Source organism: Sphingomonas sp. jy18 (genome assembly GCF_056931895.1).
Window position 1 is genome coordinate 51,142 of the sequence record NZ_JBXPBT010000001.1, and the last position, 12,638, is coordinate 63,779.

Genomic DNA, 12,638 nt, shown 5'->3' on the forward strand with positions numbered 1-12,638 from the left:
CCAGCCGCATAAGGAAGCGCGCCGGCCAGCGCCGCGCGTGCAAGGGAGCAACCGAACCGATGACCTATCGCCCGCCCGTCACCGAACAGCGCTTCGTTCTCGACCATGTGGTGCGCATCGGCGAACTTGCCGAACATGAACGGTTCGCGGCGGCGACGCCGGACATGGTCGATGCGATCATCGATGGCATCGGCACGTTTGCCGAAGGCGAATATGCGCCGCTCAACCGCTATGGCGACACGCACAATCCGGTGTGGAGCCCGAGCGGGGTGACCATGCCCAAGGGCTTCAGGGAAGCCTATAAGGCGTTCGTCGACGGCGGCTGGGGCAGCATCGACGGGCCGGAGGAATTCGGCGGCCAGGGCCTGCCGTTCAGCCTCGCCAGCCTGGTGATCGAATCGCTGGGCACCGCCAACATGGGGCTGACGCTGATCAACATCCTCACCCCCGGCGCGATCCACGCGCTGATGGCCTATGGCAGCGAGGCGCAGAAGGCCACCTGGCTGCCCAAGCTGGTCTCGGGCGAGTGGAACGGCACCATGAACCTGACCGAGCCGGGCGCAGGCAGCGATGTCGGCGCGCTGCGCTCCACCGCGGAACCGGTGGGCGACGGCAGCTACCGGATCAAGGGCCAGAAAATCTACATCACCTTCGGCGAGCATGACCTCACCGACAATATCGTCCATCTGGTGCTGGCTCGCACACCCGGTGCGCCCGAAGGAACCAAGGGCATATCGCTGTTTCTGGTTCCGAAGAAGCGGCTCGATGCCGAGGGGCGGCCGACCATCGACAATGGCGTGCGCTGCCGCAGCATCGAACACAAGCTCGGCCTTCACAATTCGCCGACCTGCGTAATGGCCTATGGCGAAGACGGGGTCGACTCGATCGGCGAGCTGATCGGCGCCGAATATGGCGGCATGCGCGCGATGTTCGTGATGATGAACAATGCCCGGCTGATGGTCGGCAACCAGGGCATCCAGATCGGCGAGCGCGCGACCCAGCAGGCACTGGCCTATGCGCGCGACCGCGTGCAATCCGCCCGCGCCAGCGCGCCGGGCGCGGGGCCGGTGGCGATCATCGAGCATCCCGATGTGCGCCGCATGCTGCTGCGCATGAAGGCGCTGACCGAGGGCGCGCGCGCGCTGGTCTATTATGCCGCAGGCCAGCTCGACCGCGGCGAACTGGGCGACAGCGAGGCTGCGATGCGCGCCGAAGTGCTGATCCCGCTCGCCAAGAGCTGGCCGACCGATGTCGGCTGCGAGGTCGCCAGCATCGGCATCCAGGTGCACGGCGGCATGGGTTTTGTCGAGGAAACCGGCGCGGCCCAGCATTATCGCGATGCGCGGATCGCGCCGATCTATGAAGGCACCAACGGCATTCAGGCCGCCGACCTGGTCGGTCGCAAGCTCAGCATGGGCAATGGCGAACCGCTGTCGCAGCTGATCGCCGACGTCCGCGCCGGGGCCGAGGGCGAGGCAGGCCTCGCCGCGCTCGCCGACGCCTGCGACGAGGTGACCGCATGGATGCGCGCCGCCTCCATCGATGACCGGCTGGCCGGCAGCGCCGATTATCTGGCCATGACTGCCGTCGCCGTCGCCGGCTGGCAGATGGCGGTGCAGGGCCGCGCTGCCGCCGCCGCACTGGCCGACGGCACGGGCGATCCCGCCTTCCTCAAGGCCAAACAGGCGAGCGTACGCTTCTTCCTCGACCGCGTGGTGCCGGAAGCTTTGGGCCGCAAGGCCGGTGCGATGGCAGGTGCCTCGGGCCTCTACGCCATCGACGCCGCGATGCTCGCGGCCTGACGGTCCGGCCTCAGTCGTGGTCCTGCCGGCTACGGCGCGGCCCGACCGAGGTGCTGATCCGGGCGCAGACCACATCCAGCGTCTCGATCGCTGCCGCGTTGGCAGTGGCATCGAGTTCCGGCCCGGTCATGCGCACCGCGCGGGCACCGTCGAGCCACCACCGACGGCTGATGGCGCCATCCGCGTCGAGGAGATCGATGGTGATCGTCAGGGTCGCTTCGGGATCGGCGCAGCATTCTTCGAACCAGCGCCACAAGGTCAGCTCGCCACCAAACACGCCGCGGCTCAACTGCACGCGTCCCGATGGCGGGTCGGCAATCGCCTCCAGTCCGCTCACACGCACCAGCCCGAGGGCGTCGTCGCCCAGATTGACGCGGAAACGAAACGCCGGCGACGGCCATGGTCCATCGTCGCCGCTGGATGTGCTCAAGGCGTCTCTACCGACATCGTTTCATAGGCCAGTTCCAGCGACTCGATCGCAACCTCATTGCTGTCGGACTTGAGGTCCGGCCCCGTCAGCTTGGTCGGCCAGGCGTTGCGAAGTGTCCACACCATGCGGGGGGCACCGGTCTCATCGAGCAGGTTGATGACGACGGTGCGCCGCTTGATCGTGTTCAGGCGGATCTCGGAATACCATGCCCAAAAATTGCCATCCTTGGCGAAGACGCCCTTGCGCAACACCACATTGCCGATCCGGCCCAGCCCCGGCATCTTGATGGGATAGAAGACAGGGCTGTCGCCGTGCCGATATTCGATCACCTGCGTCTCCGTCTCCAGCCCGGATACCTCCTGGAAGCCAAGCGTCTCGTCGCCGAGATTCACGGAGAAATAGAATTTGGGCAGCGGCCAGATGGCACCTTGCGCGCTTCCATCGTCGGGCATGGTCTTCGTCCCCCCGCATCATGATGGCTGGCGCGCCGATTGCATCGACTCGGACCAGCCCGTTTCTGCCATGCCGAGCTTGGCATGCCGCCCGCGCTGCGTCGAGATGCGCGCAGCCGGGGGCCTTAGGCCTTCGCTGCCGCCCGCGCCCGCCGTTCGCGGACGATCAGCCATAGCAGCAATCCTACCGGACCGACCATGAAGGTCAGGAACAGGAAGGGGAACTGGACGATGCGGTTGAACCCCTTGGAATCGGCATCGCGCGCGATCCACAGGCCGGTGAACAGGTCGAACGCGAGATAATGCGTCCAGCCGACCACCGCGCCGCCGGGCGAGTCGAACAGCGCCATCACTCCGGCCAGCGTGAACAGGTTGGGCGTGGTGCCACCCGCTGCCCCGCCCCCGTCGATACCGCCCGAGACCAGGCCGATGATCAGCACTGCGTAGATCAGGCACAGCAACCCGACGCCGAGATACATTACCGCGGATAGAGCCAGCGGCTTGCGCGGCGCGAACCATAGCAGCAGCCAGGCGAGCAAAGCCCAGCCGTTGACCGCCGAAAAAAGGGTGTCCCAAGGCATCGATCATGTCCTGTCAGCGTTGAATCCGGTCGCGCCGACATCAGCGCCAGCGCCTGCCCTGTCAATCTTTGCCGCTGCTCAGAACCGGAAGCCGGCGGTGCCGCCGATCACGCGCGGTTCGCTGGGCTGCGCCAGGATCAGGCCGCTGTTGCCCGCCTGGATGGTGACATTCTGGATATAGTCGGCGGCAAACAGGTTTCGTGCGAACAGGTGCAGCTCCAGCCCGCTGCCGAAACTTATGCCGACCCGGGCGTTGGTCACCGAATAGCCATCGATGTAGGTGAAGCGCGACAGGCTGGGGTCGCCATTATACCTGCTGCGGAAGCTGGTATCGGCATGCAGCAGCAGGCGGTTGCCGCCGCCCAGCGGGTGCGCATAATCGCAGCCCAGCGTCGCCGCCCAGCGCGGCAGGCCGGCGAGCCGCTGGCCGCTGAGGTCGCAGGCCTGCGTCGCCCCGGTCTGTCGTTCGAGCGGACAGGGGCCGGCCGGATAGTCGCTGTAGCGACCGTCGGCATAGGCCAGCGACCCGCGCAGCGAGAGACCGGCGGCAGCGTCTATCACCGCGTCCGCCTCCACGCCTCGCACCCGCACTGCCGGGATGTTGGAGAGATAGCCGCGCAGCGCGACCGTCTGGCTGCTGTCGACGATCGTCGCCTGAAAGTCGCGGACGCGGGTGTGATAGGCAGCGATGTCGAGCGAGAGGCGACCTTCGAACAGTCGTGCCTTGAGGCCGGCTTCGACCGTCCGGTTGCGCTCCGGACGAATGACGGCGGTTGCCAGCGCCGGCTGGTTCTGTGCATCGAGCGGCAGCCCGGAGACGTTGATCCCGCCCGATTTGAACCCGCGCGCATAGCTGGCGTAGAGCAGCAGCGCCTCATTTGCCTGCCAGTCGAGCACCGCCCGGCCCGATACATTGTCTTCGCGGCTCGCCGCCGCATAGCTTTGCGGGCGCAGCACGGAAAGCTGGGCATTGCGCAGGGCCGTGCTGGTCGTCGCTAGCCCACCCGAAACCGTGGTCGCATAGTCCGCGCTCTTGTCCTCATAGGTATAGCGCAAGCCGCCGGTCAGCGTCAGCCGGTCGGCCAGGCGCCAGCCAAGTTCGGCGAAGGCGGCATAGCTGTCCGTATCGAACCGGGTGCGCCCGTCGAGCGCATAGCCATCGAGCAGGTTGGACGGAACCGGTGTCGCTGCGGCCCCGGTGGTAGGGCCGATCAGCCAGTAGGCGGCGAGCGGGCCGTAAATGCTGATCGGGCGCCCGGTGATGACCTGGCGGAAATAATAGAGACCGGCGACATAGCTGAGCGGACCTTCGCCGTTCGACGCGACACGCACTTCCTGGCTATATTGATTCTGTCGACTGGGGATACGCTGCACCCGCTGGATGGCGAGGCCGGTGTAATCGCGGTCGTTCGCCGCATCCCAGTTCCAGAAGCGCCAGGCGCTGATCGAGGTCAGCGTCACCGGGCCGACATCCCAATCGGCGATGGCAGAGAGGCCGCCTTCGTTGGTATCGACCGCCAGCGGCGCATCGATATCGGTGACGCGGTCATAGACGTCGGTGCTCGGCGGGGCGTAATTCTGCCCTGCCGCCAGCGCCGGATATTGCCGCGCTGCGGCGCGCAGGCTGGTGCCGACCTGCCAATAGACCTGGGTGCAGCAATTGCTGCGGAAGCTGGTAAAGTCTGCACTCAGCCGGATGCGCAGGTCCGCATCGGGGACGAACAGCAACTGGCCGCGCACCGCCTGATTGCCGATGCCATTGTGGTCGATGCCACTGACCACATTACGGATGAATCCGTCCCGGCGGGTGACGAGGCCGGACAGGCGGAAGGCCACGACATCGCCGACCAGCGGCCCCGTCACCGATACCTTGGCCTGCACCAGATCGAGGTCGCCCAGCGACAGTTCAAACCGACCGCTGCGGCGAAATTCCGGTGCGGCGGTGGTGATGCTGATCGCACCGGCCGTGCTGTTCTTGCCGAACAAGGTGCCCTGCGGCCCGCGCAGAACCTCGATCCGCTCGATGTCGGTGAAATCGAACGCAGCCGTCGCCGGGCGGGCATGATAGACCTGGTCGACATAGAAGCCCACTCCCGGCTCCAACCCGTCGTTGGCCTGGCTGACCGCAACCACGCTGCTGCCCAGCCCCCGGATGGTGAAGGCGGTGTTGCGCGGATTGGCCGAGCTGTAGTTGAGCGTCGGCACCAGCAGGCTGAGCTGCTGGGTGTTGACCGTATAGGAGGCATCGAGCAGCGGCGCATCGACCACTGAGACCGCGATGGGCACGCTCCCCAGCGGCTCGGGACGTAGCCGTGCGGTGACCATGATGTCTGCGATGTCCGGCTCTGTGTTCGCCACTCCGGCATCGCTGGCGATGGCCGGAGGCCCGGCCTGCGCATGCAATGGAGACGTGCCCGCCGCGGTCAGCGCCGCCCCACCCACTGCCGCCAGCATCCTCCAGCGCATATTGCCCCCTGCCCTGTCAGTGCCAGCAGGCGCCGGCGAGTCTCTATATCCCATTGGATATAGAGGTGTGCTATCATCGGGAGCTGCAGCATGCAAGCGGGGTGATGCGACAGGCCGAGCGGGCGGTGCGCGGGTTAGCCGCTGTGCGGTGGCACTGGATGTTCGCGGATCAGCGCCTCAATGGTCGCATAGGCAGCACCGTCTGCTGCATCGGCAATCGCCGCGTCGAGCGCGCGATAGGCAATCAGGATAGTGCGGCCTGCCTCGGTCAGCCGTGCACCCCGCTCACGACCGCCACCCTGCAGCGTGTCCACCAGCCGCTCGCTGAAACAGCGGTTCATCTCGTCGACCAATATCCAGCTGCGGCGATAGCTCATGCCCATTGCCCGCCCGGCTGCGGCGATTGATCCATGCGTGTCGATGGCCTCGAGCAGATCGGCCTTGCCCGGCCCGATTGCCGCTACCTCGCCGCAGAAAATCTGCGCCTTGAGCTTGAGCGGGCCGATGCGCACCGGGTCAGCCTGCGGCCGGCTCGCGCCACACCAGCACCGGCTTGCGCGCCGCCAGCGTCTCGTCGAGGCGGGCGCGCGGGGCGAAGTGGGGGGCGGATTTGAGCGCTTCATCGCCCGCCTTGGCCCGCTCTGCGACATGCCGCAGCGCGCCGATGAACTGGTCGAGCGCGGCCTTGCTTTCGGTCTCGGTCGGTTCGACCAGCATCGCGCCATGGACGACCAGCGGGAAATAGACGGTCATCGGGTGGAAGCCTTCGTCGATCAGCCCCTTGGCGACGTCGAGCGTCGAAAAGCCGTCCGGGAAACCGTCATCGCTGAACAGCGCCTCATGCATGCACGGGCCGGAGCCCGCGAACGGCGCGTCGAGCACATCCTCCAGCGCGCGCAGCACATAGTTTGCGTTGAGCACTGCGTCCTCGGCAACCTGCCTGAGGCCGTCTGCACCGTGGCTGAGGATGTAGGTCAGCGCGCGGGTGAACATGCCCATCTGGCCGTGGAAGGCGGTCATCCGACCGAAACTGTCGGGATGTTCGGCGGGGGCGCTTTCTTCCTCGACCAGTCGGAACGATCCATCCGGATATTTGGCGGCATAGGGCAGCGGGCCGAAGGGGCTGAGCGCCTCTGATAGCACCACCGGGCCAGAGCCGGGGCCGCCGCCGCCGTGCGGGGTCGAAAAGGTCTTGTGCAAATTGATGTGCATCGCATCGACGCCGAGATCGCCGGGGCGGACGCGGCCGACGATCGCGTTGAAATTGGCGCCGTCGCAATAGACGAAGCCGCCGGCTGCGTGCACGGCATCCGAAATCGCCTTCATGTCGCGCTCGAACAGGCCGCAGGTGTTGGGATTGGTGATCATCACCGCCGCGACATCGGGGCCCAGCCGCGCCTTCAGCGCCTCCAGATCGACCCGGCCTTCGGGCGTCGCGGGAATATCCTCTACGGTGAAGCCGGCGAAGGCGGCAGTGGCGGGGTTGGTGCCATGCGCGCTGGTCGGCACCAGCACCACCTTGCGATCGTCGCCGCGTGCCTCGAGCGCGGCCTTGATGCACAGCATGCCGCACAGCTCGCCATGCGCGCCGGCCTTGGGGCTCATGGCGACACCATGCATGCCGGTCAGCTCGATCAGCCAGAAGGCGAGCTGGTTGATCGCCTCGAGCGCGCCCTGCACCGTTTCCTGCGGCTGCATCGGGTGGACATCGGCGAAGCCGGGCAGCCGCGCCATCTTCTCGTTGAGGCGCGGATTATGCTTCATCGTGCAACTGCCCAGCGGGAACAGGCCGAGGTCGATGGCGTAATTCTGGCGGCTGAGGCGTGTGTAGTGGCGCACGGTCTCGGCTTCGGACAGGCCGGGGAGACCGATGGGGGCGCTGCGGAGAAGGGAGGCGGGGAGGTCCTCCCCGGAACGGGGAGGGGGACCATCCGCAGGATGGTGGAGGGGCTGCGCGATGGCACCATCGTTTGGCTCAGCCGCTGCCCCTCCACCAGCTTCGCTGGTCCCCCTCCCCATGCCGGGGAGGACCGCATCCCCAAAATCCACACCTGTCCGCGTCGTCGAGCCGATCTCGAAAATCAGCGGCTCTTCCAGCATCAGTGCGCGATTGCCGGTGAAGGTGGCCGCAGTCTCCTGCTGCACCACGCCGCCGATGGTCGGCTTCCAGCCGGTGGGGTTGATCGCGTTCATGCCAGCACCTCCTTCAATGCAGCGGCAAAGGCAGCGATATCCTCGCTGCTGACGGTTTCGGTGGCGGCAACGATCAGATGGTTGGCGAGGTCCGGACGATCCGGATAGAGCCGCCCCAGCGAAACGCCGCCGAGGATGTTGCGTGCTGCCAGCTCATGCACGATTGCCCGCGCATCGCGCGGCAGTTCCACGGTGAATTCGTTGAAATAGGCCGGCGTCCGGATGCTCACGCCGGGGATGGCGGCCAGCGCCTGCGCGGTCTCCACCGCGCGGGCATGGCTGATGGCCGCCATCTGCCGCAGGCCCGCCTCACCCAGCAAGGTCATATGGATGCTGAAGGCCAGCGCACAAAGCCCTGAATTGGTACAGATATTCGACGTCGCCTTTTCCCGGCGGATATGCTGTTCGCGGGTCGACAGGGTGAGCACGAACCCGCGCTGGCCATTGGCATCGACCGTCTGGCCGCACAGCCGCCCCGGCATCTGTCGCACGAACTTTTCCTTGGCGGCAAACAGCCCCACATAGGGCCCGCCGAACTGCAGGCCGACGCCGATCGACTGGCCTTCGCCGACGACGATGTCCGCGCCCATCGCACCGGGGCTTTCGATCATCCCCAGCGCGACCGGCTCGGTCACCACCGCGATCAGCAGCGCGCCTGCGGCCTGTGCGGCGTCGGCGATGGGGCGCAGATCGAAGACATTGCCGAACACGTCGGGATATTGGACGACCACGCAGCTGGTCTCACCGTCGATGTGCGCGATGATGTCCTCGGCGCCCTGCCCCACCGCCGCAGGCAGCGCGTCGAGCGTGTCGCCAGTGAACCTCGCCATCGTCCGGCAGACCGAGGCATAATGCGGATGCAGCCCGCCCGCGAGCACCGCCTTGCGGCGCTTGGTGATGCGGCCGGCCATGCCGATCGCTTCCCAGCAGGCGGTCGAGCCGTCGTACATCGAGGCATTGGCGATGTCGCAACCGAGCAGCCGCGCGACCTGCGTCTGGAATTCGAACAGCATCTGCAGCGTGCCCTGCGCGATTTCCGGCTGATAGGGCGTATAGGCGGTCAGGAACTCGCCGCGCTGGATGAGGTGATCGACGCTGGCCGGGACATGGTGGCGATAAGCCCCTGCCCCCAGGAAGAAGGGCACGTCGCCCGCGACCATATTCTTTGCCGCCAGCGCCTTCATGTGCCGCTCGACCGCCATTTCGCTGGCATGGCCGGGCAGCCCCTTGATCGGGCCGTCGAGCCGGGCTTCGGCCGGCACATCGACAAACAGATCGTCGATGGTCGTGGCACCGATGGTCGCCAGCATCGCGCTGCGGTCGTCGGCGGTCAGAGGGAGGTAGCGCATAGTTACTCCGGCGAGGCGGGTGAGGGGGAGGCGGTTGGCGCCGCAAACAGTGGCGCAAGATCGGAGAGGCTGCCCGAAAAGGTGGCGGGGCCGCTGTGCGCGGTCCTGACCCAGGGCGCGAGCCAGATGCGGAAGCCCGCATCGCGGGCGCGGCGGCAGAAGGCATAATCGTCGGACAGCATGTGCTGGCTGCCCGGCTCGATCATCGGCTGGAAGATGGCGTGCACCTCTTCGCCAAGCCCATAGCCGCGGCGCTCCTCGGCATCGGGGCGATAGATGAGTTCGGGGTGGCGGTCGCACAATGTGTCGATCACGTCGCGGCGGATCAGCATCAGCCCGGTGCCGAGCCGCGACAGTTCGACCAGATCGGTGAGCGCAAAGCTCTGGTCGGGCTGCAGGAAGCCGAAGGCGAAATCGCCGGAGTAGCGGGCGAGATCGGCCGGATTGGCATCCGCCAGCCCCATCTGCGCGGCGCGGGCGACATTGCCCCAGCTGATCGCCCGCCGCGGCACCGGCCCGCCGAGGATGGCGCATTCCGGGAGGCCGGCCATCGCCCGCACCATCGAGAATATGTCATCGGCGGAAAAATCGATGTCGCTGTCGATGAACAGCATGTGCGTGAAATCGCTGTTGCGGAAGGTGTGCGCCAGCATGTTGCGCGCGCGGTTGATCGACGGCTGGTGCAGGATGAAGGCGAAGTCGACGATGATCCCGTGCCGCTGTGCCGCCAGCGCCAGCGCCAGCGCCGAGCGGACATAGGTGCCATGCGCCGCATCATAGATGGGCGTCGCCACCATCAGGCGGCAATTGGCCAGCGCGGGATCGAGCGTCGTCATGCGCTCACAGCTTGGCGACGAACTCGGCGTAGGCCGCTTCGTCCATCAGCCCGTCGAGTTCGCTGGTGTCGCTCAAGGTCATCTTGAAGAACCAGCCGTCGCCCTCGGCGTCGCTGTTGACCAGGCTCGGCTCGGCTTCCAGTTCGCTGTTGCCCTCGATCACCTCGCCCGAGACCGGGGCGTAGACGTCCGACGCGGCCTTGACCGATTCGACCACCGCGGCGTCATCGCCCTTGGCAATGGTGCGGCCGGCCTCGGGCAGTTCGACGAACACCACGTCGCCAAGCTGGCCCTGCGCATAATCGGTGATGCCGACGGTGGCGATCTCACCATCGAGATCGATCCATTCATGGTCTTCGGTGAAATAACGCGACATGGCTCAGGCTCCTTTGCGGACGTAGCGGTGGGGAACGAAGGGCATGGGGGCGACGGCGATGGCGATGCGCTTGCCGCGCACTTCGGCGGTGAGGGCCGTGCCGGGCGCAACGGCCGTCGACAGGAAGCCCATCGCAATCGGCGCGCCGACGCTGGGCGCAAAGCCGCCGGAGGTGATGACGCCGACGTGCGCTTCGCCCGCGTAAATGGCCGCGCCTTCGCGCACCGGCTGGCGGCCGTCGACCGTGAAGCCGACCCGCTTGCGCTCCGCCCCTCTGGCCAGCGCGCCCAGGATGCGCGCGGCCCCGTGGAAGCCCCCCTCCTCGCGGCGACGCTTGGAAATGGCGAAGGCGAGATCGCCCTCGACCGGATCGACGCTGTCGTCGAGATCATGCCCGTAAAGCGGCAATCCGGCTTCGAGCCGCAGCGAATCGCGCGCGCCAAGGCCGATCGGCTTGACTTCCGGCAACGCACACAGCGCATCGGCAAGGGCGACGACATGGCTTTCGGGGACCGACAGCTCGAACCCGTCCTCGCCAGTGTAGCCGGAGCGGCTGATGCCCACCGCCACCCCATGCCACTCGCGCGACGTGCCAGCCATGAACACCAGTTCGGCGGCGACGCCCGGCAGCACGGCGTCGAGCGCACTAGCCGCCTCAGGCCCCTGCAGCGCCAGCAGCGCGCGGTCGTCGAGATGGTTGATGACGATGTCGTCAGGCAGATGCTCGCGCAGGAAGGCCAGATCGTCCCACTTGGTCGCGCCGTTGACCACCAGATACAGCCGCTGCTCGCCCTCCGCCTCGACATTGGTGATCATCAGATCGTCGAGAATGCCGCCATCCTCGGCCAGCAGCAGCGAATAGCGGATGCGGCCGGGCTTCAGCGCGGAGATGTCGCCGGGCACCAGCGCCTCGAGCGCGGCGGCGACGCCTTCGCCGGTCAGCATAAGCTGGCCCATGTGGCTGACATCGAACAGCCCGGCATGCTCGCGCGTCCAAAGATGCTCGGCCATGATGCCCTCATACTGGATGGGCATGTGGTAGCCGGCGAATTCGACCATGCGTGCGCCACGCGCGCGGTGCCACGCATCGAGCGGCAGCGTTGCCACCTCCGGTTCGACATACTCGTCGGCCTGATCGATAAAGGACTGGTCGCTCATCGCAGGAGGCTCCGGCACAAGGGTCATGACAGTCGCGAGGCCCGGCGAACCGGTCCCGACGCACTGCCCCCTCTGTCACGGAAACCTGAGAGCTTTGATCCCGGACCCAGGTCCGGGACTTACCCCTTCGGTGGCCACGGACCATGTCCGGGGCGCTTTCCAGAGTGCCTCACCAGCGATGCGGTCCGGTCGACCTGAGAGATTCCGGGGCGGTTGCTCCTTCGGTGCCTGCGAACCGCCGACCAGCGATGGTCGGCATCCGCAGGACTCTCCCGCATCGCCGCCCGCCGTTGCCGCCGGGAGACGCGTCCGCCTTGGCCAAGCCCCTCGCCAGAGTCAATCGGCGAGCGCGTGCATTTCCCGATTGTGGTGGATGAAATGCCCTGCCGTGCCGCTGTCCGCCAGCACCGCGATGGCGGCGGCGACGGTGCGCGCCTCTATCGCACGGTAGCGGTCGAGCGAGGACGGAGTCAGCAGGTTGGTGATCGGCGCGAGCAGCATGCCCAGCCGTTCGGCCGGACGCGCCGGGCCGCTCCTGTCTCCCAGCAGCAGCCCGGGACGCAAGATGTCGAGCCGCTCAAAGCCGAGCGAGGCGAGGCCAGCCTCGGCTTCGCCTTTGACCTCAAGATAGAAGTTGCCGCCCCCGGCACCGACCGAGCTCACCGATATCGCATGGCGCGCGCCGGAGGCCCCGGCGCAGGCCAACAGCAAACTCTTGTCGACCGCGACGAACGCCGCCTGCGATCCGGCCTGGCGGATGGTGGTGCCGAGCGTCGAAATGAACAGCGCCGCGCCGAGCGCGGCAATGGCGTCGGGCCATTTGTCGGAGGGCATGACATGCTGCGTCAGCCCCGCCCGCTCCGGGACGGCACGGCGGAGGAAGGCATGGACATCGGCCCTGCCCTGCGCGGCCAGCCGGTCGAGCAACAGGCCGCCGACGAGGCCGGAGCCGCCAACGATGGCGATGGTCATGTGCCATTCCCTTTCCAGTTTGC

At 66.9% G+C, this 12,638-nt stretch carries 12 protein-coding genes and 1 riboswitch; of the genes, 1 reads left to right on the forward strand and 11 read right to left on the reverse strand.

Annotated elements, in window-relative coordinates:
* The first annotated feature begins 59 nt into the window (after positions 1–59).
* Positions 60–1,802, forward strand: coding sequence for an acyl-CoA dehydrogenase family protein (locus AC0QC4_RS00265; protein WP_483657542.1), 1,743 nt, complete (start codon positions 60–62; stop codon positions 1,800–1,802).
* Positions 1,803–1,812: 10 nt separating this feature from the next.
* Here the strand turns inward: AC0QC4_RS00265 and AC0QC4_RS00270 are convergent, their stop codons facing one another.
* From AC0QC4_RS00270 to AC0QC4_RS00320, 11 genes are all read right to left on the reverse strand, one after another.
* Positions 1,813–2,232: a phage tail protein gene (locus AC0QC4_RS00270; protein WP_483657543.1), complete on the reverse strand. Its 420-nt coding sequence runs from the start codon at positions 2,230–2,232 to the stop codon at positions 1,813–1,815.
* Positions 2,229–2,684, reverse strand: a complete 456-nt coding sequence (locus AC0QC4_RS00275; RefSeq protein WP_483657544.1) for a phage tail protein — start codon at positions 2,682–2,684, stop codon at positions 2,229–2,231. Before AC0QC4_RS00275 ends, AC0QC4_RS00270 begins: the two co-directional genes overlap by 4 nt.
* Before the next feature lie 125 nt (positions 2,685–2,809).
* Positions 2,810–3,265: an abscisic acid-deficient protein Aba4 family protein gene (locus AC0QC4_RS00280; RefSeq protein WP_483657545.1), complete on the reverse strand. Its 456-nt coding sequence runs from the start codon at positions 3,263–3,265 to the stop codon at positions 2,810–2,812.
* A 78-nt stretch (positions 3,266–3,343) separates the two neighbouring features.
* Complete coding sequence (locus AC0QC4_RS00285) at positions 3,344–5,719, reverse strand: TonB-dependent receptor (protein ID WP_483657546.1); 2,376 nt, start codon at positions 5,717–5,719, stop codon at positions 3,344–3,346.
* A gap of 146 nt (positions 5,720–5,865) precedes the next feature.
* Positions 5,866–6,243, reverse strand: coding sequence for a winged helix-turn-helix domain-containing protein (locus AC0QC4_RS00290; RefSeq protein WP_483657547.1), 378 nt, complete (start codon positions 6,241–6,243; stop codon positions 5,866–5,868).
* 4 nt (positions 6,244–6,247) lie between these two features.
* Positions 6,248–7,924 (reverse strand): aminomethyl-transferring glycine dehydrogenase subunit GcvPB, encoded by a 1,677-nt coding sequence (gene gcvPB, locus AC0QC4_RS00295; RefSeq protein WP_483657548.1) that lies wholly within the window; start codon positions 7,922–7,924, stop codon positions 6,248–6,250.
* On the reverse strand, positions 7,921–9,273 hold the full coding sequence (gcvPA, locus tag AC0QC4_RS00300; RefSeq protein ID WP_483657549.1) for an aminomethyl-transferring glycine dehydrogenase subunit GcvPA: 1,353 nt from the start codon (positions 9,271–9,273) through the stop codon (positions 7,921–7,923). The genes gcvPB and gcvPA overlap by 4 nt, the downstream gene beginning before the upstream one ends.
* Positions 9,274–9,275: 2 nt before the next feature.
* Positions 9,276–10,109 (reverse strand): glycosyltransferase family 2 protein, encoded by an 834-nt coding sequence (locus AC0QC4_RS00305; protein ID WP_483657550.1) that lies wholly within the window; start codon positions 10,107–10,109, stop codon positions 9,276–9,278.
* 4 nt (positions 10,110–10,113) lie between these two features.
* A complete protein-coding gene (gcvH, locus tag AC0QC4_RS00310) occupies positions 10,114–10,485 on the reverse strand; it encodes a glycine cleavage system protein GcvH (RefSeq protein WP_483657551.1) in 372 nt (123 codons plus the stop codon).
* 3 nt (positions 10,486–10,488) lie between these two features.
* Positions 10,489–11,643, reverse strand: coding sequence for a glycine cleavage system aminomethyltransferase GcvT (gcvT, locus tag AC0QC4_RS00315; protein ID WP_483657552.1), 1,155 nt, complete (start codon positions 11,641–11,643; stop codon positions 10,489–10,491).
* A 171-nt stretch (positions 11,644–11,814) separates the two neighbouring features.
* A riboswitch (glycine riboswitch) is annotated at positions 11,815–11,928 on the reverse strand.
* 51 nt (positions 11,929–11,979) lie between these two features.
* The gene (locus AC0QC4_RS00320) at positions 11,980–12,615 is read right to left on the reverse strand and encodes a Rossmann-fold NAD(P)-binding domain-containing protein (RefSeq protein WP_483657553.1); all 636 of its coding nucleotides are present in this window, start codon (positions 12,613–12,615) and stop codon (positions 11,980–11,982) included.
* Between the last annotated feature and the right edge of the window lie 23 nt (positions 12,616–12,638).

Coding starts and splice junctions, on each gene's coding strand:
- AC0QC4_RS00265 (WP_483657542.1), top strand. CDS start 60: ATGACCTATCGCCCGCCCGTCACCGAACAGCGCTTCGTTCTCGACCAT.
- AC0QC4_RS00275 (WP_483657544.1), bottom strand. CDS start 2,684: ATGCCCGACGATGGAAGCGCGCAAGGTGCCATCTGGCCGCTGCCCAAA.
- AC0QC4_RS00280 (WP_483657545.1), bottom strand. CDS start 3,265: ATGCCTTGGGACACCCTTTTTTCGGCGGTCAACGGCTGGGCTTTGCTC.
- AC0QC4_RS00285 (WP_483657546.1), bottom strand. CDS start 5,719: ATGCTGGCGGCAGTGGGTGGGGCGGCGCTGACCGCGGCGGGCACGTCT.
- gcvPB (WP_483657548.1), bottom strand. CDS start 7,924: ATGAACGCGATCAACCCCACCGGCTGGAAGCCGACCATCGGCGGCGTG.
- gcvPA (WP_483657549.1), bottom strand. CDS start 9,273: ATGCGCTACCTCCCTCTGACCGCCGACGACCGCAGCGCGATGCTGGCG.
- AC0QC4_RS00305 (WP_483657550.1), bottom strand. CDS start 10,109: ATGACGACGCTCGATCCCGCGCTGGCCAATTGCCGCCTGATGGTGGCG.
- gcvH (WP_483657551.1), bottom strand. CDS start 10,485: ATGTCGCGTTATTTCACCGAAGACCATGAATGGATCGATCTCGATGGT.
- gcvT (WP_483657552.1), bottom strand. CDS start 11,643: ATGAGCGACCAGTCCTTTATCGATCAGGCCGACGAGTATGTCGAACCG.
- AC0QC4_RS00320 (WP_483657553.1), bottom strand. CDS start 12,615: ATGACCATCGCCATCGTTGGCGGCTCCGGCCTCGTCGGCGGCCTGTTG.